Origin of the sequence: Blautia sp. HCP3S3_G3, assembly GCF_052063365.1 — a bacterium.
In the GTDB taxonomy this organism is placed as follows: domain Bacteria; phylum Bacillota; class Clostridia; order Lachnospirales; family Lachnospiraceae; genus Blautia_A.
In genome coordinates, this window is the sequence record NZ_JBQHXR010000002.1 from 19,445 (window position 1) to 38,872 (window position 19,428).

Annotated in this window: 23 protein-coding genes; 1 reads left to right on the forward strand and 22 read right to left on the reverse strand. The window is 39.9% G+C overall.

Annotated elements, in window-relative coordinates:
• Nucleotides 1-62: 62 nt before the first annotated feature.
• From ACTNEW_RS03840 to ACTNEW_RS03855, 4 genes are all read right to left on the reverse strand, one after another.
• Nucleotides 63-515: a hypothetical protein gene (locus ACTNEW_RS03840; protein WP_441058175.1), complete on the reverse strand. Its 453-nt coding sequence runs from the start codon at nucleotides 513-515 to the stop codon at nucleotides 63-65.
• Nucleotides 516-563: 48 nt separating this feature from the next.
• Nucleotides 564-965, reverse strand: a complete 402-nt coding sequence (locus tag ACTNEW_RS03845; RefSeq protein WP_441058177.1) for a zinc ribbon domain-containing protein — start codon at nucleotides 963-965, stop codon at nucleotides 564-566.
• Nucleotides 966-989: 24 nt separating this feature from the next.
• On the reverse strand, nucleotides 990-1,862 hold the full coding sequence (locus ACTNEW_RS03850) for a peptidoglycan-binding domain-containing protein (RefSeq protein ID WP_441058179.1): 873 nt from the start codon (nucleotides 1,860-1,862) through the stop codon (nucleotides 990-992).
• 93 nt (nucleotides 1,863-1,955) lie between these two features.
• Nucleotides 1,956-2,378 (reverse strand): SHOCT domain-containing protein, encoded by a 423-nt coding sequence (locus tag ACTNEW_RS03855; protein WP_441058181.1) that lies wholly within the window; start codon nucleotides 2,376-2,378, stop codon nucleotides 1,956-1,958.
• Nucleotides 2,379-2,488: 110 nt separating this feature from the next.
• Here ACTNEW_RS03855 and ACTNEW_RS03860 point away from each other — a divergent pair, with 110 nt between their 5' ends.
• Nucleotides 2,489-2,707, forward strand: coding sequence for a helix-turn-helix domain-containing protein (locus tag ACTNEW_RS03860; protein WP_441058183.1), 219 nt, complete (start codon nucleotides 2,489-2,491; stop codon nucleotides 2,705-2,707).
• A 232-nt stretch (nucleotides 2,708-2,939) separates the two neighbouring features.
• Here ACTNEW_RS03860 and ACTNEW_RS03865 read toward each other — a convergent pair whose 3' ends face one another.
• From ACTNEW_RS03865 to ACTNEW_RS03950, 18 genes are all read right to left on the reverse strand, one after another.
• Nucleotides 2,940-4,214 carry a hypothetical protein gene (locus ACTNEW_RS03865; protein WP_441058185.1) on the reverse strand — a complete coding sequence of 425 codons (1,275 nt, stop codon included), beginning with the start codon at nucleotides 4,212-4,214 and terminating at the stop codon, nucleotides 2,940-2,942.
• A gap of 282 nt (nucleotides 4,215-4,496) precedes the next feature.
• On the reverse strand, nucleotides 4,497-5,594 hold the full coding sequence (locus ACTNEW_RS03870; RefSeq protein WP_441058187.1) for a hypothetical protein: 1,098 nt from the start codon (nucleotides 5,592-5,594) through the stop codon (nucleotides 4,497-4,499).
• 38 nt (nucleotides 5,595-5,632) lie between these two features.
• Nucleotides 5,633-5,824 (reverse strand): hypothetical protein, encoded by a 192-nt coding sequence (locus tag ACTNEW_RS03875; protein ID WP_441058189.1) that lies wholly within the window; start codon nucleotides 5,822-5,824, stop codon nucleotides 5,633-5,635.
• 430 nt (nucleotides 5,825-6,254) lie between these two features.
• A complete protein-coding gene (locus ACTNEW_RS03880) occupies nucleotides 6,255-6,572 on the reverse strand; it encodes an HU family DNA-binding protein (RefSeq protein WP_441058191.1) in 318 nt (105 codons plus the stop codon).
• Nucleotides 6,562-7,041, reverse strand: coding sequence for a hypothetical protein (locus ACTNEW_RS03885; RefSeq protein ID WP_441058193.1), 480 nt, complete (start codon nucleotides 7,039-7,041; stop codon nucleotides 6,562-6,564). Before ACTNEW_RS03885 ends, ACTNEW_RS03880 begins: the two co-directional genes overlap by 11 nt.
• A gap of 22 nt (nucleotides 7,042-7,063) precedes the next feature.
• A complete protein-coding gene (locus tag ACTNEW_RS03890) occupies nucleotides 7,064-7,312 on the reverse strand; it encodes a cold-shock protein (protein ID WP_441058195.1) in 249 nt (82 codons plus the stop codon).
• Nucleotides 7,302-7,484: a hypothetical protein gene (locus tag ACTNEW_RS03895; RefSeq protein ID WP_441058197.1), complete on the reverse strand. Its 183-nt coding sequence runs from the start codon at nucleotides 7,482-7,484 to the stop codon at nucleotides 7,302-7,304. Before ACTNEW_RS03895 ends, ACTNEW_RS03890 begins: the two co-directional genes overlap by 11 nt.
• Before the next feature lie 90 nt (nucleotides 7,485-7,574).
• A complete protein-coding gene (locus ACTNEW_RS03900) occupies nucleotides 7,575-7,757 on the reverse strand; it encodes a hypothetical protein (protein WP_441058199.1) in 183 nt (60 codons plus the stop codon).
• A gap of 353 nt (nucleotides 7,758-8,110) precedes the next feature.
• Entirely contained in the window at nucleotides 8,111-9,049 is a 939-nt protein-coding gene (gene tsf, locus ACTNEW_RS03905) for a translation elongation factor Ts (protein WP_441058201.1), read from the reverse strand.
• A gap of 47 nt (nucleotides 9,050-9,096) precedes the next feature.
• The gene (gene rpsB / locus ACTNEW_RS03910) at nucleotides 9,097-9,846 is read right to left on the reverse strand and encodes a 30S ribosomal protein S2 (RefSeq protein WP_441058203.1); all 750 of its coding nucleotides are present in this window, start codon (nucleotides 9,844-9,846) and stop codon (nucleotides 9,097-9,099) included.
• Between the two features lie 339 nt (nucleotides 9,847-10,185).
• Nucleotides 10,186-10,983, reverse strand: a complete 798-nt coding sequence (locus ACTNEW_RS03915) for a pseudouridine synthase (protein WP_441058205.1) — start codon at nucleotides 10,981-10,983, stop codon at nucleotides 10,186-10,188.
• A 110-nt stretch (nucleotides 10,984-11,093) separates the two neighbouring features.
• Complete coding sequence (locus tag ACTNEW_RS03920) at nucleotides 11,094-13,265, reverse strand: DUF6449 domain-containing protein (RefSeq protein WP_441058207.1); 2,172 nt, start codon at nucleotides 13,263-13,265, stop codon at nucleotides 11,094-11,096.
• Nucleotides 13,240-14,142: an ABC transporter ATP-binding protein gene (locus ACTNEW_RS03925; RefSeq protein WP_441058209.1), complete on the reverse strand. Its 903-nt coding sequence runs from the start codon at nucleotides 14,140-14,142 to the stop codon at nucleotides 13,240-13,242. The genes ACTNEW_RS03920 and ACTNEW_RS03925 overlap by 26 nt, the downstream gene beginning before the upstream one ends.
• Nucleotides 14,139-14,510: a GntR family transcriptional regulator gene (locus ACTNEW_RS03930; RefSeq protein WP_441058211.1), complete on the reverse strand. Its 372-nt coding sequence runs from the start codon at nucleotides 14,508-14,510 to the stop codon at nucleotides 14,139-14,141. Before ACTNEW_RS03930 ends, ACTNEW_RS03925 begins: the two co-directional genes overlap by 4 nt.
• A 224-nt stretch (nucleotides 14,511-14,734) precedes the next feature.
• Nucleotides 14,735-17,281 carry a heavy metal translocating P-type ATPase gene (locus ACTNEW_RS03935; RefSeq protein WP_441058697.1) on the reverse strand — a complete coding sequence of 849 codons (2,547 nt, stop codon included), beginning with the start codon at nucleotides 17,279-17,281 and terminating at the stop codon, nucleotides 14,735-14,737.
• A 108-nt stretch (nucleotides 17,282-17,389) separates the two neighbouring features.
• Nucleotides 17,390-17,653, reverse strand: coding sequence for a metal-sensing transcriptional repressor (locus ACTNEW_RS03940; RefSeq protein WP_441058213.1), 264 nt, complete (start codon nucleotides 17,651-17,653; stop codon nucleotides 17,390-17,392).
• A 257-nt stretch (nucleotides 17,654-17,910) separates the two neighbouring features.
• Nucleotides 17,911-18,708, reverse strand: a complete 798-nt coding sequence (locus ACTNEW_RS03945; protein WP_441058215.1) for a lysostaphin resistance A-like protein — start codon at nucleotides 18,706-18,708, stop codon at nucleotides 17,911-17,913.
• A 32-nt stretch (nucleotides 18,709-18,740) separates the two neighbouring features.
• Nucleotides 18,741-19,388 (reverse strand): HAD-IA family hydrolase, encoded by a 648-nt coding sequence (locus ACTNEW_RS03950; protein WP_441058217.1) that lies wholly within the window; start codon nucleotides 19,386-19,388, stop codon nucleotides 18,741-18,743.
• Nucleotides 19,389-19,428 lie beyond the last annotated feature (40 nt).

Consider the following 19,428-nt stretch of genomic DNA (forward strand, 5'->3'; position numbering starts at 1 on the left):
ACCCCCTATGTGTTCAATTCATGCATTAAGGTCATTTTGGGGACGGTCGAACACTTACATAATCACTTCATTTTTTCTGCGTATAAAGAATCATATATTTGAATTTTCTCAATAATATCACCACTACAATGATAATTAATATATATGGCATCATCCGGTTTATCTTCTGACATTGGGTCTATTTCAGAATTATTACTTATCACAACAAATATAGTTTCACCCATAGAGATTTCATTATTATATTTCTCTTGAACCTTAGTATTCTTATCTCCAACAGAAATATCCCTAAAAGTATTTACATCTTTATTTGTAATGGTTATTGCTCGTACAATATTTGAATCATTAATGTCTAAATCAATTCCATTGTCAAAAAATATATCATCCACTTTATCAGTATTGTATTCTAGTATTTTCTTTTGGTATTCTATTTGATTAGCCGACAATGGATCTTTACCACATCCAGACATACATAATCCACATATTCCCATTAAAAGCATAATTCGTATTTTCTTCATCACACAACTCCTTATGTAACATGTTTTCTAAAAATTAAATCAATATCTCTATTCGCATTCTTTAATCTTTGAATTGATAATAGCCCCACTGCTACTTAAAATAATACCGCACACAGCACTTGCAGATGCAATCACAGCATATCCAGCAAAATATGTACCATTAATTATAAAGTTATATGCATCCCCACCTACATAGGCGTTTTGAACAAGTGAACTATAATCCGAATTATAATAGTTATTTTTCACATCATAACAACGATAAAAGAAAAATCCAGAGATACAGAAAAAGAATACTGCCAAAAGTAACAATCTATTTTTTATTGTTCTGCATTTTTCAGCTAATACACTATTATTTCTGTTTTCCTCAATCAACCTATACCCACAGTTTGGGCAGCTCTCCGCTTTATCTGATATTTCTTTTCCACATTCAGGACAATTAATTAGTGCCATATTCATTTTCTCCTTTGTACATAATTATTGTTTCTTTGCCAACTCAACTTCAAGCTGTCCAATTAATTCATCATCAATCATACCGTCAACTGGTTCATAGCCATACATCTCCTGAAATCTCTTAATAGATTTTACAGTACGCTTACCGGAGATCCCATCTGCATTTCCGCAGAAGAAACCGATTCCATTAAGCAATTCCTGGGTTTTCTTTACTGTTGCATGGTCAACCGCTGCATTCCTTGTCTCTGCTTCATTAATGGAATCCATAGCTTCTGTATTAGCTTTCATGTCAGATATATCAGTAAAAGGAGCGCCATAATATTCAGTTAGTTCAACTATTACATAAGCTCTATTATAATATCCGGAAGTATATTGCGTATCAAATTGTATACGATCTTTTGATTTGTTCCATATATCCTTTGTTTGATACTGTTTATTTAATCCGCCAATGTATTGATTGCAGAGATATTGGATGTTTAAATCTTCAAATTTAGCATTTTGATACTTCTCATAGAATTCACGTTCCGCCTCGACACAATCTAGACTATATTTTACATATTCTTCATCAGTCATAGTATTAATTTCCGCTACAGTATATCTATTGGCTACAACACTCCTCGCATTATACGAAGCCGCAATATCAGCAATAAACTGCTGAGTTTCCATCAAAACTGGTTCTGCTTCCTCTTCTACATTCTCTGTGGAAGAAGTTTCATTTTCAACAGTGATCTCAGTTTCTTCTGTTTCTGAGGACACCCCAACCATTTCCTCAAGTTCCGCAACTCTCTTTTCAAGCGCCGTAATCCGTTCTTCCAATGATTCTGCACTTGCAATAGCTGGCATACTAAATGTCATGCCGATTGATAATACAATAGCAACAATTTTCTTTTTCATCATTTGTTCCTCCAATATACATTATATGAAATTCATTATACATCTTAATAAATTATCTGTAAATACTACCATATTTAGTACTATCTTACAATTATATTACAACAAAGAAATCAATTGCTTTCTCTTTTCGTCATATTCTTCCTGAGAAATAAGACCAGAATTTTTCAATTCATCCAGTTTCTTTAGTCTTTCGGTCAGATCATATTTATCTGAATCATTAGACGTAACAACAGGATGTACCTCTTGTCCCTTGCTTCCAGATACAAAACCAGAAACAAGCAGGATAATACCTACCACTAAAATCACAGCACCAATAATCAGCACAATCTTATAATTATCCGCATGTCCTGACCATATATCAATGCTCTTAGAACTGCTTCCACCAAACAAAGCATCTCCTGCATTCAATGCACTAATCATTGACTGTGATTTAGCAAATCCAGAATATCCATACCATGTTATTCCTGCTCCAATGACGGAAGCAACGCCACCTATACTTTTTAATGTTCTTTTTCCCATACTTCTCCTCCTCAATCTGTTTTCTTTAATTATATTCGTTTTGTCGAAGATATTCAAGTATTGGGATATGTTTTACCATAAATCCATACAATACTGCAGGAGGTGGGAAAATGATTGACTATTCCCCATTTTGGGAGACATTAAAAAAATCAGATGAGAATTGGTATACTCTGACAACAAAGCATCATCTTTCTCATAGTACACTGCACCGTTTAAAGCATGGACAGGATATCAGTATGAAAACTGTGAACGACCTCTGCCGGATTCTCAATTGTCAGATACAAGATATTGCTGTGTACGTTCCTTCTGAAGATGACCAGAAGTTGTAATAAAGTAAAAAAAATAGGCTTATCATGTAACTCTACCTGATAAGCCGTTGTATTATGTAAACCTCCATGTATACCCCGGGGTATATTCACATTCTAAAACTCTAAGTACCTAGCCCTATATATACCCCGTCTAAAAATTGGCTCTGTAAATTTTACCGAAGCAGCAGGACATGAAAAGTAAAAAAAAGGGCATACCAAATAGTTTGCCTATCTGATATACCCTATAATAGCATCAATCCGTAATCTCAACCTTCCAATTCATCATTGCCTGATAAGTCTTGTCTGGAATATCTCCTTTATGTTGCTCCGCAATATCTTGTATAAAATCTTCCTTATAAACTTTATATCTGTTAAAAGCATCTTCTGCATTCATAAAACTACCTATCTTAATTTGTATTCCCTGATATGACATTGCAGCACGATATCTTCCTTCTCTTTTATCTTGCCAGATTCCGATTGGCAAATCACCACGGCTCTTTTTGCTGGTAAGAAATAATGTGTTGATGCAATGCGGAACAATGCAACATGTAGCAGGACTATACTCCGTGTTTCCTTTAATAAGAATATCTTTGTCCAAATCCATAGCCATATCTTCTACCTGATATAAATTCTCATTGTACCACTTTTCAAAGTTACTAAAATTCAACCACTCTTCACAAACTGTACACTGTGCATATTGTGGCTGTTTTTCATGGAATTTCGCATTATAACACCTATTAATCATATCATGCCATCTAATATAAGCTACAGAATTACGGTCAACATCACTCTTCCCCGCATAACCTATTCCGCACATTGTAGGCTTCATGCTTTTTGCACTCCAATTTTCTGGCTTATATTTGATGTCATTCATTATTTTCACGATAACTTCTTCTGAATCATCTCCATGCTGATTATAGTATCTTTTGACAGCATAATACTGATCCTTATTTAGAGGATACAAATTCTTATAGTAGTTATCCCTCTTATTATATCCCCTATGCCAGACAAAAACATTATTCACAGTATCAGGATTGACAATAAACTCTCTAACAACTTCATGTGCTGCATAGATAGTAGTCTTTTTATATGTCCATTTTCCATTGCTATATACACACTTACGCCCCACATAACACATTTTACCATCTTTATCATAATACCCTTGCATTAAAGAATACTGATTATCAGAGCCATCAACTGCCCGTCCATAATTTGACAGCCATAAATCCTTATAATCCATTAGTTTCACAAATATTTCATCTTCTCCAATAGGCTGTATTTCTGTCTTGGAAAAATCCAGGATTCTTGCAGGATTAATATACTTGTACGACCGATGTACCAGAACCTCAATATCATCAGAAAGCACCACTTCACGTTGCTTTTTCTTCATTTCATTACAATAGCTATATCTGCAAACCTTACAGGTATTAAGACGATATGGATTTTTATTTTTTGGTTTCATTAATTCAAATCTTTCTATCGGAAGCTCCCGATTACATTTATTACAAATTTTTGTTTCTATACTCATAACATAAATACCTTCCTAAATTCTTAATAGTTTTCACCCGTAGGCGATATCTCACTTTGGAGAATTCGACCAGATTCCCCGATATAAATTCACATAATAAAAGAGACAGCATGAATCCACACTGCCTCTATACTTCATAAATATTAAGTTGTTTACTTTGTATCATCTATTTTATCGTTCACAAAAATGCTAACTCAAATACTTTTGTGAAATAATATTCTTGTTCTAATGACTGACCACGAAATAGTGGTGAGGTATGTTGGATTTTCAACAGTCCTTGATTTATGCAGGTTTATCTTCAAATATACTTTCAATATCAATCAACTCTAAATTTTCAATAGCTTTGGGATTGACTCTTTCGCTATGAAGGTCACTATCAGTTTCCTTTGCAAGGTCTGATTGAACCTCATAAACACCAGGCTCATTATCCTCTACTAGAATATCATTCTCCATAGAATCAGTTTCTCCCCATTGGTCTGCTTCATCCGAAACTTTCGGGTCACCATTCACCACATAATCAGGAAATACCGATAAGTCTAGCGGCTCTCCCTGCTTCCATTCACCATCATATATACCATCAACAGGATTTCTTTTTAATGATTTATTGTACAATTCGCACTCTTTGTATAGAGCAATAACGACATCTGGATTATCTTTATATTTCTTTGCTCCATTACAATATGCATTGTATCTTAGTTTGATGGCTCTTCTGTCAATATGTTCTATAAAATCCGCACATTCAACAGACTCCGCATACTCTTGCGCCGCTTTAATTATAGAATCTTTATCCGCATACCTGCCATAAGAATTGTTAAGTTTCTGGTATGTACCGTCTGTTCTACGCTTTTTGTGCCTATAGATATAAATAAGTTGCATTTCTTCTAACTGTTCCAGATAACTATTGATTGTCTCTTTCCCATACCGCCATGCAATAACCATTTCATCTTGTGACATATGCCATTCTTTTGTTTTACTATTAATAGTTCCAAGCAAGCAACAAAAGAATGAAAATACATTGAACGGCTTATTTGCTCTTTCAAATATTCTCTGCATTTCCCATTGTTCTACAATTACAAAGTGTTCCTTCTCTGTATTTACTTCCAATCCTTTTGGAGACAAAACATAGTCATCATTATTCTGATCTATAACCTCTATAACCCCTTTATCTATAAGAGATTTCATTGCTTCTTTAACTCCATTAATCATCACACGTTCTCTCTTAATAGAGGTTTTCAAAAATCTTCCTGTCATTTCATGACCTATCAAACCAATAGATGTAATTAAATATTCTTGTTTTGTGCTATACATTCCGTTAAGTATCGCAAGTAGCACCGTTTCTTTATCATCTGTTTTAATATCTTTGCTTAGAAATAACTTCATATAAATAACACCTCACATAAATAAAAATAACCAACTTACTATTTTTCACTTTGTTCATATTTAATCAATTTCACGGCATCAAAATATCTTTTATCAGCCATAAAAACATGAAATACTCGTCCGTCTTTATCGCCGATACCACATCCGATGGGATGAATATTTTTTTTGAACAGCAAATTACATTCCTGCAAATCATAGTTATAAATTGGTTTAATATTCTTGTTGTACATAAATTCAAATCCTTTCTTGTCTCGTCCTGAGTTTCGTTTATGGCAATGAATTGCCCTTTTTTATTTTTTCTTCTAGGACAAAAGGGCATTCATTTGCCCATTTTGATACTGCTACTAAAGGAGATACATTTACTAAAAGAGATTCTCTTTGCACCTCTAAACGAGGTGACAGTCTGAAAACCTTTTATACTTTTTTCTCTTATAAATATTTCCCTTAATAGTTTCTCCAAAATAGAAATCTCTTTCTAATTTGATTCTCCTTCTGGATGGATATAAAACCTCATATACGCTTCTTCTATATTAAGAATACAAAACTTTCAAATTTTACACGCTTTCAGGAAAAAATTTTATTTTTCTTCTTCAAAAATGGGATACTGTGCAGAATTGCACCATAGAAAAGTAATTCGCCACAATGGCGGTACATAAATAATCAATCCTCTTCTGTACCATCATCTTTAGATTCATCATAGCTTTCTTTTACCAACTGATTCAATAATTTACTGGGATGAATTTTCACTTTTTTATGTGGTGGAAGATCGTGACTAGTTTTTGTTCTAAAATTATAAAACTTACTTGCTTTATACTCCTTTACTTCAACTGTCATAAGTCCTCTGATGCCAACCTTCTCACCTTCACAGATATAGTCAGCTATCAAATTTTTAAACTCTTCCAGAAAAATCTCAGTTTTATATTTCGGAAATCCTGTCTTTCTTGCTAAATCAGTTATCAATCTATCTTTATTTATCATCTTTATTATCTCCTTTACAATTTTTTAAATAATGCAGCAATTGTTCATAGTTGCCATCTTTTCTGAATCCATCATCACCAACTAACTGATAATGTGCCAAACGTGCGCAGTTGACATCTCTTGTATGCAAATAAGCTTTAAGGTTCTTTCCCTCTGCAAGAGATTTCAGTTCTGCTAATTGACGTACTCGCTGTCTGATCACTTTTTCTTTTGCCTGCTTTTTGTCATGTTCTTTGATATAATCCCTAATCCATCGGTATGACCTTTGGAATGTCTGATTGCACTGGCTCAACAACTTGTCGTCTTTGTCTTTATCACCTTTGTTATGTATGAGCTGTCCATCCAATATCTTATAAATTAGGTGGTTCTCCATCACATAATCATTTTTCCACCAGCTTTTCCAGATACCAAATACATGTTCCGGCGAAACACTTCTTTTCTTTTTCCCACAGAAATAGTATGCAACCAATGCACATTTTTCTTTATAACAGTCAATTCTTACCATTCTTTTTACCTTTCTTTCTATGATGTTTTTTATTTTCTGGTGCTTCAATTACATTCACGCCTTTTGCATAATAATCGCTCTTGTCGTTACGAAATGTCTTGAAATATACATAATACCCTCTGTCAATCTGCTCACCATATAATTTAGAACAGTGAATGAAGTATGTATTATTATCTTCTCCGAGAATAAATCCATAACCCCTGTCTGGATAATATCTTGTAACCTTACCGTACATGATGTTCACCTCTTAATGGACACCAATCAGGACTGACTTCTGGAACATTATTTTCTCCCAGTTTACCCATATCATCTGTCCTGGCTTCATGGTCACAGAAATACATCTGCTTATTAATTGCAATGCATTTTATGTAATCACATTCTTTACACTGGAATCTTTTTTCGTTCATCTAATGAACCATCTCCTTTTCAATTTTTTCTCTCAATGAAATTAGCATTTTAATTAGAGCATATTTGTGTCCAGATATTACCAGAATCAATTATTTGCTCTGTACATATTCAATTTTTCTATACTGATGCTCAATATCAGCCATATCATGCAGTTGTGCTCTGCTCTCTATATTTGAAATACAAACAGGCAGCAGGTAGATTGCTGAGCCCAAAGCAGCTATTACTTGATAATACTGTTGGTTCTTAACAACGTAATCGCCTTTATTTACCATTTCATCATCTCCTTCCATATTCTTCTTAGTGTTTATTGTTAATGTCCGTTAAAAGCCCAAATACGAGCTTGTAGGGGTATTGTACGGTAATATATGTAGACACTAAAATAAGCCCACATACTTATATTTCTACAAGTATATGGACTTATTAAGATGTCCAAATATTCAGTTCTGATTCGTACTGATCACCATAATTATTTGACACAATTTTTGACACAACTTTGACACAAAACTGTGCGATAATCAGCGATTAATAACGATAAAACTATGCATTTGTAAAATCTGCTAAAGTGCCGATTTTCCTTGAAAATACAGCATTTTCGGGACTTTTCAAATACAGTAAAAACTGTATATTACATTCCCATCTGCTTAGCAACTTCTTCCGCGAAGTTCTCTTCACGTTTCTGGATGCCTTCTCCGGTCTCATAACGAACGAAACCTTTTACAGTCACTTTCGCGCCGTTAGCTTTGGCAACTTCTTCTACGTATTTACCAACGGTCTGTTTGCCGTCTTCTGCTTTTACATATACCTGATCAAGCAGGCAGATTTCTTTCAGCTCTTTGTTGATACGACCGTTGATCATGCCCTGGATAACCTTCTCCGGTTTCTGGGATTCCTTCGGGTCGTTCTGGATCTGAGCAAGAAGAATTTCTTTTTCATGTGCAATGTAGTCTTCGCTTACTTCAGAACGGTCTGTGTACTGAGGTTTCAGAGCTGCAACCTGCATTGCTACGTTTTTAGCCATTTCTTTTACAGCGTCGTTTACAACGTCTGTTTCAATGTCAACAAGAACGCCGATTTTTCCGCCCATATGAGTATAGGAAGCAACGAAACCGTTTTCTTCTTTTACCTGAGTGAATCTTCTGATATTCATGTTCTCGCCGATAACTGCAATCTGAGCTGCAAGAGCTTCTTTAACAGTCTTAGTGGTATCAAGTGCCCACGCTTCTGCAAGGAATGCATCAATATCTGCTGCGGAAGTGGTCAGCGCCTGAGCTGCTACATCTGCTACGTAGTTCTGGAATTTTTCATTCTTTGCTACGAAGTCTGTCTCAGCGTTAACTTCTACAACAACTGCGCTCTTCTCGTCATCAGCAACCAAAGTCATGCAAAGACCTTCTGCTGCAATACGGCTTGCTTTTTTCTGTGCGGTAGCAAGACCTTTTTCACGAAGGAATTCTACTGCTTTATCCATATCACCTTCTGTAGCTGCAAGAGCTTTCTTGCAGTCCATCATTCCGACGCCGGTTAACTCTCTTAATTCTTTTACCTGTGCTGCTGTAATAGCCATTTTATTTTCCTCCTGAACTGGTATTTCCCCTGAATATTCTCTGTGAATTATTCTTCGGTTGTTTCCCCTGCAAATTCTTCGGATTCAGCTTCGATCTCGCCGTCAACTTCAGTAGTTCCCTGATTTGCTTCGATAACAGCATCTGCCATCTTGGAAACGATCAGTTTTACTGCACGGATAGCGTCATCATTACCCGGGATCACATAATCCAGTTCTTCCGGATCACAGTTGGTATCGCAGATACCGATCAGCGGGATTCCTAATGTATGAGCTTCCTGTACGCAGATTCTTTCTTTCTTCGGGTCAACGATAAAGATTGCGTCCGGGATACGTTTCATTTCTTTGATACCGCCAAGGTTTTTCTGCAGTTTGGACATTTCTTTTCTTAATTCAATAACTTCTTTCTTTGGAAGTACATCGAAAGTTCCGTCTGCTTCCATGGTCTCGATCTCTTTCAGTCTTGCAATACGGCTCTGGATTGTTTTGAAGTTGGTCAGCATACCGCCAAGCCATCTTTCGTTCACATAGAACTGTCCGCAGCGCTCTGCTTCTGTTTTGATTGCGTCCTGAGCCTGTTTCTTGGTTCCTACGAATAAGATGTTTCCGCCGTTGGCAACAATATCAGCGATTGCATTGTATGCATCGTCAACCATTCCTACAGACTGCTGTAAGTCGATAATGTAGATACCATTTCTCTCGGTGTAGATGTACGGAGCCATTTTCGGGTTCCATCTTCTTGTCTGATGTCCGAAATGAACACCTGCTTCCAAAAGCTGTTTCATTGAAATAACGCTCATGATTTTTTCTCCTTTTTTGGTTAGATTCTTCCGTACAGATCATTTTCTGTCAGGACCCGCCATCACACCGCAGGGCACCATCCTTTCGGAATCTCTGTACGTGTATTTTCCCGTACAAGAAATGCCGTGAGTCAGCAATTGACTTTTCTTATAGTACGAGGCAGACGTCTGCCGTCTGACTTTGCAACTTCTGAATTATAGCATACGAAAACCCTCCGTGTAAAGAGGGTTTTCCAAAAAATTCTTCATTTTTCCCGAAGTATTTTCCTATAATACTTCCTGCGCTGTTTTTACCGAACTATTTTCCCCTGAAATATCATTTCTGTTTTCCATTCAGCATCAATCACGCATTTTCAGTGCCGCAATTTCTTCCTCTGTCAGCGAACGGCAGCCGCCCTTTTCCAGATTTTCCGGAAGTTTCAGAGGCCCCATGGAAATTCTTTTCAGATAAAGGACCTTTTTGCCAACTGCCTCCATCATACGTTTTATCTGATGGAATTTTCCCTCACAGATGGTAAGATAAATTTCACTGCATGGAATCATCTCCTCCGGACTCCTGTCTGCAGCATCCCCCATACAGAGCAGAATCCCTTTTCCTTCTGAAACATTTTTCGCTGTACGGACGATTTCCAGTCGGGCAGGAAGTGTCTTTTTCTCTTCTCCGATATCCACGCCTTCTTGCATGGCCCGGACATCTTCTTCTGTTACGATACCGGATACTACTGCGTAATAGGTTTTGTCCACATGTTTACGCGGGGAAAGCAGCTCGTGTGCAAGCGCTCCGTCATTGGTGATCAGAAGCAGTCCTTCTGTATCTTTATCCAGACGTCCAACCGGAAAAAGCCCTTTTCTGGATGACGGCACATATTCCATGACAGTTCTGTCCCTGGTATCCTCTGTGGCACTGACACAGCCGGCGGGCTTGTGAAGCAGATAGTATTCAAATTCCGGCACTGTACCGACTGCTTCACCTGCCAGAATCACTTCATCAAAATCCGGCTGAACTTTCTGTTCCGGACGTCTCACTGTCATTCCATTCAGCTGTACCTGTCCCTTTTGAATATATTTTTTCACTTCACTTCGTGTTCCGGCTCCGGCATCCGCCAGATACTTATCAAGCCTCACCATTTTTGCCATGTTCTGTCTTCCCTTTCATTCCCGTTATATTGCATGCGTTCGTACATTATTTTCAGATTACCGCATCAGAAAAACGGATTTATTTTTCCATTTCAAAGTCTTTGTCCGTATCATTCTGATTTTTCCGTAACCGAAGAATCTTCTCCATCATCCGGCTGGCTGTCCTTTTCCTTCAGAAATTCCGGCATTTTTTCTATAAGCAGATAACCGCTGTCGTCATACTGCATCGTATCCGGTCCGATCTGGAAGGTAAGATCCAGATTGGGCGCATATTTCAGCCAGCAGCACCACAAAGATGAGGGAACAAGGGCTTTGCGAATCTCTTTCAAATTCTTTTCATCCGTATATTCCACGTATTCCGCATCATTCTCATAATAGCTGCCGCTGTTCCAGTAGTTGATTTTCACACATCGAATGTCCACATCCTCTATAGACAGAGGATACCCTGTTTCCTTCAAAATTGCAATGGTATTTTTAAAGGACGTCATTATCGGTATAGTGCCGTAATAAGAATAATAAACATATCCATCCGCTTCCGCCTTTTCATAATATTCCGGTTTATGCGGCAGATCAAACTGAAAGCTCAGCTTAGCACAGGGTTCTCCGACCAGTTCTTCCGGTGTCACCTCTTCCATATCTTTTCTGAGTGCTTCCAGAAGCTGCAATCTTTTCTCAGGTTCATTCTGGAATAAACGGTAACTCTGATTATCCAGGAAAATTCCATCAATATTTTCTAGATATTTCTCTTCCAGGTTGAGAAATGCGTATCGTATTTCCTTAAATGCATCCTCTTCATAGAGTCCCTGCAGTAATGCTGATATCTCACTGGGACTTACGGTATAATTCCGATAGATTTCCTTACCGGATTTCAGACAATATTTAACAGGCAGACAATGTCTCCATCCCTCTTCATCAAACATAGCTTCTGCAAATCCTCCGTTCCCGTCAGCCGCTCTTCTGGCATTGGAAGACACGATTGTTTCCAGTGCTTCCCATGTGTCTTCATTTACACCCGTCTCTCCTGTAACAGCTGCTCTGTGTTCAGTCCATGAACTATTGGTCCCGTAGGTTCCATCCTCATTTCTATATACATAATAAGCTTCATCGTAATTCATACTGCTGAAATCCACGTAAAGCGCTGCAATTTCCTCCTGTTCCGGAAGATAAAGGTCAAAATGCGTAAGATCTGTCCGATAGCACACTGCACATACTGCCACCAGAATTCCTGCGAGCACGAGCTGAATACGCTTTGACAGAAATCTGCGGAAATCCATCTGGTAAACAATTTCCACACATCCGTGTGCCAGCACTGTGCCAAAAATCAGACCGAACACCCACCAGATCATCCGGGAGCTTCTTTCCGGCAGGGAATAAAAGATTAGGCCCACACCAAGTCCGCAGGGAATTACGACCAGAAATTTAACAATCACTCCAATCCATCCATATATCATAGGCCTGCCGGCACTTTCCGAAGGCCGCCTGATGTATGCCGCACAGGAAAGGATGCCGAGAACTCCCGTTACTCCCAGCACGATCAGAAGAAGATTCCCGAAATCGTTTTCCGCGTATTTTGTAAGAAACGAATTTCCAAGAAAAACCGGGGAACCATATTCTATCAGAAACTCCTCAAATCCGCTGGATACATTTGTGTAAAAGGTATCATAAAACGTCGTTCTGTAATAATGGATCAGTTTTCCAAGAGTATAGCTGTAAAGAAAAACCGCTGCCAGGCACAAACCTCCCATCAGGATGTTTCCGGTCACACAGACAACCAGTACCACTGCAAAATAAACCAGGAAATACAAAATCATGTGCATGACCAGCATCTCCAGCGCCAGTCCCATGATTTTCAGGCTGAAGCATCCCCGCATGGCTCCGATACAGATTGCAAAAAATACCATTACTGCATAGGGAATCAGAACATACAGGACTCCCATAAAAGTGCGGTGCCAGAACATCTTTGATCTTTTCACCGGGAGACTGTGATAAAAATCGGTTTTTCTCGAAGAATACAGGTACCAGAAATGATTGATCCCGTTCAGAACCGCTGCCACAGATGTGACTGCAAACCCGGTACTCATCAGTTCATTCCTCCAGAGGTCTTCATATAACTGCCGGATCTGTTCCATTGAAATTATTTCGCTGCTGAACCAGTTTCCCAAAAGCAGAAGAACTACAACCGGAAAAGCGATCATATAGCCAATTGAAAGCAGAACTGGAATCCATAATTGTCCTTTTGATGTTGTTTTCATATAATCAGATGAGTAGATTTTTGATTTCATATCCTGCAACCTCCGTTTCACTGATAAATATTTCCTCCAGAGAAAGAGGAAGCACTTCACAGAACAACGGATTCTTGGATTGAATCCGATTCATGATTTCCAGTTTTGTTCCTCTTGCCGTGATCATCAGAAGGGAACCCTGATGCTGAATATTCAGCACTTCCAGTTCCTTCTCCAGTTCTTTTTCTTTCGCCCTGTCCGGAAGGACACATTGCACTTTGTGAATATGGAATTTCATCTCCTCCAGATCTCTGGAAAGGAGAATTCCTCCCTGGTGCAGAAGTCCCACATGGTCACAGATATCCTCCAGTTCTCTCAGATTATGGGAAGCAATCACCGGAGTAAATTCCCTGTTCATGACCTCCATCGCAAAAATACTTTTCACTGCCTGACGCATCACCGGATCCAGTCCGTCAAACGTCTCATCACACAGCAGATATTTTGTTCCGGCACTGATTCCCAGGATCACAAGAAGCTGTTTTTTCATTCCTTTGGAAAAGGTACTGATTTTCCTTTTCCTGTCCAGATGGAACTCATCCATTAATTTGCAGAATCTCTGCATATCAAACTTCGCATAATAATTCCGGTAAAACTTTGCCATATCCTCAGGTGTGAAATTCGGCGGAAAATAACTGTCATCGGAAATATAGAACACTTTCTCCTTTGCCTCTTCATTTTCATAAACAGAAGTTCCATCGATGGTGATCACCCCTTCATCCGGTCTGATGATACCGGCTGTCATCCGCAGAAGGGTGCTTTTGCCTGCACCGTTGCTGCCTACCAGACCAAATACTTCCCTCTCTCCGATATCCAGTGACACATGATTTACCGCATGAATATCGTCAAATGCTTTGCTGCATTCTTTTATATCAATCATTGTCTCCCCTCCTTACAGATGCTGCTGACAATATACAGCAGTTCTTCCTCTTCCATGCCAATCGTAAGTCCCTTATTGACCACGTCCTCCAACTCACTGATCACTTCTTCCCTGTTCTTTTTCCTGATTTTATCCGCATCTGCAACAAAGTTTCCCTTGCCTTTTACCGGATAGATCAGCCCTTCCTGCTCCAATGTCATATAAGCCCTGTGAATCGTATTCGGGTTGATCGACAGTTCCATTGCCATCTGCCGCACGGAAGGCATTCTCTCCCCTGGTTTCAGAATTCCTTTAAGAATCAGTGTCCGGAATTTCTCTGTGACCTGTTCATACAGGGGTCTCCGGTCCTGATAATCCAAAATAATCATATGCCACCCCTTTCGCCATATTTCACTTACACTTTCTGCTCCGTCAAAGTGTGTTAAGTGTATTAATTGTTTTAATACACTTATATTACCATATCCAATGTAATCCTTCAACCGGGTTAATTATTAAAAATATATAAAAATAACGATGGAATAACGGTCACAAAAAAAATCCCCCTGATTCCGGTTCTTTCCGTTCCCGGCATCAGAGGGACTGCACTGCTTTTTTATTCAATTCCGACTACTTCATATCCGGCATCTGTTACGGCTTTTTTCAGCGCTTCCACATCCGCATCACCGGTAATATAAGCAGCTTTGTCTTCCAGATTCACATCTGCAGTCACACCGTCAAAAGCTTCCAGCGTTTTTTTCACAGCTGCCTGGCAGTGCGGACACATCATTCCATTAATTTTCATTGTAATCATGTTTGTTACCTCCTGATTTTCATTTTCTATCTTATCATTGCTTTGAAGCACAGCTTCCTTTATACTGGTTTTCTCTGCTTCCTGATCGTCACAGGATACTTCCGAAACCCGGAACCTTTTCAGCCGGAGTGCATTTGTTACCACAAAAATACTGCTCATGCTCATTGCTGCTGCACCGATCATGGGATTCAGCTTCCATCCAAATGCATGGTAAAAAACTCCGGCAGCCACAGGAATACCCAGACTGTTATAGAAAAACGCCCAGAACAGATTCTGTTTGATATTGCGGATCACCGCTTTACTCAGGCGAATAGCCGTAACTGCATCCAGAAGATCATTCTTCATAAGAACCACATCGGCGCTTTCGATGGCAACATCGGTTCCTGCTCCGATTGCCATACCCACATCTGCTCTTGCAAGTGCCGGCGCGTCATTGATTCCGTCACCGATCATGGCAACAATTTTTCCCTGATCCTGCAGTCTGGCAATTTCCCGCTCTTTATCCTGCGGAAGGACTTCTGCAATGACGGTATCAATATCCAGCTGTCTGCGGATTGCCTCCGCTGTACGTTTATGATCACCGGTAAGCATCACTACTTCAATCCCCTGTTCTTTCAGCTGGCGCACTGCTTCCCGACTGGTTGGTTTTACTACGTCCGCCACCGAAATGATTCCGAGAATGCCCTTCTCATTTCCAAAAAGCATTGGTGTTTTTCCTTCATCAGCCAGAGCATTCAGCCTGTTTTCAAGAGAATCAAGGGAAATTCCCTGCTCTTCCATCAAACGCCCGTTTCCTGCAAAATACCAGAGGTCTCCGATTTTCCCCTTGATTCCCTGTCCTGGAACAGAAACAAAATCGGTTACTGCTGCAGGTATGATATTCTGTTTTCCCGTAAATTCCAGAATGGCCTCTGCCAGCGGATGTTCACTTCTGGTTTCCAGGCCTGCGGCAATTTCCAGAAATTCCTTCATGGAAAGTGTTGTATCTACATCTGTCACTACAGGTTTTCCCTCTGTAAGCGTTCCGGTTTTGTCAAGTACCACACTCTGAATATGATGTGCAGTTTCAAGGGCTTCTCCGGATTTAATCAGAATGCCGTTTTCCGCACCTTTTCCAGTACCGACCATAATCGCTACAGGTGTCGCAAGTCCCAGAGCACACGGGCAGGAAATCACCAGTACACTGATGGCACAGGAAAGCGCAAATTCAAAAGATGCTCCCGACATCAGCCATACGATTGCAGTCACTGCGGCAATCATCATCACTGCCGGGACAAAAATACCGGCTATTTTATCCGCAATCTTTGCGATCGGAGCCTTACTGGAACTTGCTTCTTCCACAAGACGGATAATCTGGGAAAATGTTGTGTCATCTCCTACTCTGGTTGCTTTGAATCGGATAAATCCGGTTTTATTCATCGTAGCTGCGATCACCGTATCATTCACCTGTTTTTGTACCGGAATACTCTCTCCGGTAATCGCTGCCTCATCCACACTGGTGGATCCTTCTATGATAAAACCGTCTACCGGAATGCTGCTGCCCGGACGGACAACTACAATATCGCCAGTCTGCACCTGCTCCACCGGCAATTCCATTTCTCTGCCGCCGCGTTCCACAATAGCAGTCTTTGGCGCCAGGTCCAGAAGTTTATTGATTGCTTCGCTCGTCTTGCCTTTAGACCTCGCTTCCAGATATTTTCCCACCGTGATCAGAGCAAGAATCATAGCAGCTGACTCAAAATACAGATCATGATAATACCGGTGAACCAGTTCCATATCTCCATGTCCCAGTCCATAACTCATACGATAAATCGCAAAAATCCCATAGACCAGTGACGCACAGGAACCGATTGCGATCAGGCTGTCCATATTCGGTGCCAGATGAAACAGAGTCTGAAAACCCTTGCTGTAATATTTACGGTTCACATAGATGATCGGCAGACACAGAAGAAACTGCGTAAATGCAAAGCTTACTGCATTTTCCACTCCCTGCAGAAAAGGAAGCTGCGGAAGTCCTATCATATGCCCCATAGTAACATACATCAGAGGAATCAGAAATACAAAAGAAACGATCAGACGCATTTTCATCTGTTTCTGCTCCCGTTCTGCCGGGTTATCTGCTGCACCTTTATGCGCAGACTGATGCACCTGAGTGCTGCTCTGTTCGGATTTCGGGCTTGCCCCATATCCGGCTTTCACTACCGCATCTATAATCTGTCTTTCACTTAACACCTGTTCCTCATATTCCACCTGCATGCTGTTCGTCAGAAGATTTACACTGACATTCTGCACTCCGTTCAGCTTCGAAACACACTTCTCCACTCTTGAAGAACATGCAGAACAGGTCATACCGGTGACATCAAATTTTTCTTTCAATCGAAATCATCTCCTCCTGTTATCCAATCATACACCATTTTTCTCTGCTTCGATGTACGAATACATGATTGTCTTATTTCTTTATTTCATAATCTTTCCAAGCATGGAAATCAGTTCATCTATTTTTTCTTCCTTCTCCTGTTCCGTCTCTGCATGAGAAACACAGCACTTCAGATGAGCCGCAAGTATTTCTTTATTCACCTTGTTCAAAATTGCTTCTGTCGCCATGAGCTGCTGAGAAATGTCAATGCAGTATCTGTCATCTTCCACCATGCGGAGAATGCCGTCGATCTGACCTCGTGCCGTTTTCAGAAGTCTGGTAACTTTCTGTTTATCTGCTTTCATACAAATCCCTTCTATCTTTTATCTTTTATCTTTTATCCTTTATCCTTTATCTTTTATCCTTTATCTTTTATCCCTTATCCGCTGTTCTCTGTCTTCTACTGTCTATATCTTCTTTCCTTATATACCCCTCCGGGGTGTGGTATTATCGTATCAAAAAGAAACTGCTTTGTCAATCACACAAAGCAGTCCTTCAGAATATTTTTTATTTCATATTTTTATCTCAATTTTGCTTTCACACAAATCTGTTTAACGAATGATTAGACACATCTGACATTTCTTTCTTTTCCCATTCGTGCAAAATACCGGGTTCCCGCAAGTAAAACTCCAAGCAGTACAAAGTCAATTACAGTCAGGATTCCTACCGCAGACGACTGGAGCAGCCATAGCCCCAATTCCGAATACACCAGTGACCAGATATTGGCTCCTATGTGAAGAAGTACCGATGCATAGAGACTCCCTGTCATTTCCATAAAATAAGCAAACAACGATCCCAGCAGAAACGCGTATAAAAACTGTACAATATTTCCATGATAGATGCCAAACATCAAAGCGGAAATCAAAACAGAAGGCCACAGTTTCATATAATCACGCAGGCGCGCAAATACCATCCACCGGAATACGGTTTCTTCTGCTACAGGAGCCACGATACCCATCCAGTAGATCATTTCCATCAGGCTTTTCCCGTCTGTCACCAGTGACATCGTATCCTGATAGGTGGACGACTGCAGGAATATCTGAAAAATCGCAACAATCAAATTGCCAAGCTGTGCCATTGCAGCTCCCATAAAAAGAAGCAGCAGATAATCCAAAACTCTGCCGTGCCTGATTCCTTCAGGCTTTACGATTCCTCCTGCAATTCTGCATAAACGGTCTTTTCTGTAAAAATACAGCAGAGGAAGCATCGTCAGAAGTCCTGCCACACCTGTCAAAAACATAGTACTTTTGTAATACGTATCCATTCCTTTTCCATACTGATTGATCAATGCCAGTGCAGTGCCTCCGACAATCTGACCGATTGCGAAGGAAATCAGAACCGGGTACAGAACCCTCCACAACTGTGAAAAAAAGCTCTGTCTGCGCAGAGGGCTCAGCCGAAAAAATGAAGCAGTTCTTCCGCAGAGGAAACAATTTTCAATGGTTCTGCTGCTTCCAGTTCTTCCATCGTTCCATATCCGTAGGAAACCGCAACACAGGACACACCTGCCTCTCTCGCACCAAGCACATCATGTTCTTTATCTCCCACCATCAGAACCTGATTCCGATGCCCGGACAGCTTCAGCCGTTCCAGAGTTTCTTCGATCACCTGCGCCTTTCTGGTTCTGTTTCCATTCATTTCACTTCCAACGATTACATCAAAATAGCCGGACAGATGAAAATAATCCAAAACCTGATTCACATAGTTTTCCGGCTTGGAAGATGCTACTGCAAGAAGATATCCTTTTCTCCGGAGTTCTTCCAGAAGTTCCGGAATTCCCGGATATACGCTGTTTTCATAAATTCCGGTCACTCCATAACGCTCCCGGTAAAAGGCAACCGCCTGTCTGGCTGTCTCTTCATCTGTATCCGCATATTTCATAAACTGATCCAGAAGCGGCGGACCTACAAATACTTTCAGTTTTTCCAGATCCGGTTCCGGTCTGCCGATTTTCTCCAATGCATATTGAACCGATTTCGTGATTCCTTCTCCAGACTCCGTAAGCGTTCCGTCCAGATCAAACATAATTGCTTTATACATAGTTCCTCCGATTTATTCTTCGTTATTTCATAAACAATGT

Bases quoted from the DNA above. Each gene is read 5' to 3' on its own strand.
- ACTNEW_RS03920 (WP_441058207.1), bottom strand. From the start codon at position 13,265: ATGAAATCAAAAATCTACTCATCTGATTATATGAAAACAACATCAAAA.
- ACTNEW_RS03915 (WP_441058205.1), bottom strand. From the start codon at position 10,983: ATGGCAAAAATGGTGAGGCTTGATAAGTATCTGGCGGATGCCGGAGCC.
- ACTNEW_RS03950 (WP_441058217.1), bottom strand. From the start codon at position 19,388: ATGTATAAAGCAATTATGTTTGATCTGGACGGAACGCTTACGGAGTCT.
- ACTNEW_RS03890 (WP_441058195.1), bottom strand. From the start codon at position 7,312: ATGTACGGTAAGGTTACAAGATATTATCCAGACAGGGGTTATGGATTT.
- ACTNEW_RS03930 (WP_441058211.1), bottom strand. From the start codon at position 14,510: ATGATTATTTTGGATTATCAGGACCGGAGACCCCTGTATGAACAGGTC.
- ACTNEW_RS03870 (WP_441058187.1), bottom strand. From the start codon at position 5,594: ATGAAGTTATTTCTAAGCAAAGATATTAAAACAGATGATAAAGAAACG.
- ACTNEW_RS03940 (WP_441058213.1), bottom strand. From the start codon at position 17,653: ATGAAAGCAGATAAACAGAAAGTTACCAGACTTCTGAAAACGGCACGA.
- tsf (WP_441058201.1), bottom strand. From the start codon at position 9,049: ATGGCTATTACAGCAGCACAGGTAAAAGAATTAAGAGAGTTAACCGGC.
- ACTNEW_RS03935 (WP_441058697.1), bottom strand. From the start codon at position 17,281: ATGACCTGTTCTGCATGTTCTTCAAGAGTGGAGAAGTGTGTTTCGAAG.
- ACTNEW_RS03850 (WP_441058179.1), bottom strand. From the start codon at position 1,862: ATGATGAAAAAGAAAATTGTTGCTATTGTATTATCAATCGGCATGACA.
- ACTNEW_RS03845 (WP_441058177.1), bottom strand. From the start codon at position 965: ATGGCACTAATTAATTGTCCTGAATGTGGAAAAGAAATATCAGATAAA.
- ACTNEW_RS03840 (WP_441058175.1), bottom strand. From the start codon at position 515: ATGAAGAAAATACGAATTATGCTTTTAATGGGAATATGTGGATTATGT.
- ACTNEW_RS03900 (WP_441058199.1), bottom strand. From the start codon at position 7,757: ATGGTAAATAAAGGCGATTACGTTGTTAAGAACCAACAGTATTATCAA.
- ACTNEW_RS03865 (WP_441058185.1), bottom strand. From the start codon at position 4,214: ATGAGTATAGAAACAAAAATTTGTAATAAATGTAATCGGGAGCTTCCG.
- ACTNEW_RS03860 (WP_441058183.1), top strand. From the start codon at position 2,489: ATGATTGACTATTCCCCATTTTGGGAGACATTAAAAAAATCAGATGAG.
- ACTNEW_RS03880 (WP_441058191.1), bottom strand. From the start codon at position 6,572: ATGATAAATAAAGATAGATTGATAACTGATTTAGCAAGAAAGACAGGA.
- ACTNEW_RS03875 (WP_441058189.1), bottom strand. From the start codon at position 5,824: ATGTACAACAAGAATATTAAACCAATTTATAACTATGATTTGCAGGAA.
- ACTNEW_RS03855 (WP_441058181.1), bottom strand. From the start codon at position 2,378: ATGGGAAAAAGAACATTAAAAAGTATAGGTGGCGTTGCTTCCGTCATT.
- ACTNEW_RS03895 (WP_441058197.1), bottom strand. From the start codon at position 7,484: ATGAACGAAAAAAGATTCCAGTGTAAAGAATGTGATTACATAAAATGC.
- ACTNEW_RS03925 (WP_441058209.1), bottom strand. From the start codon at position 14,142: ATGATTGATATAAAAGAATGCAGCAAAGCATTTGACGATATTCATGCG.
- rpsB (WP_441058203.1), bottom strand. From the start codon at position 9,846: ATGAGCGTTATTTCAATGAAACAGCTTTTGGAAGCAGGTGTTCATTTC.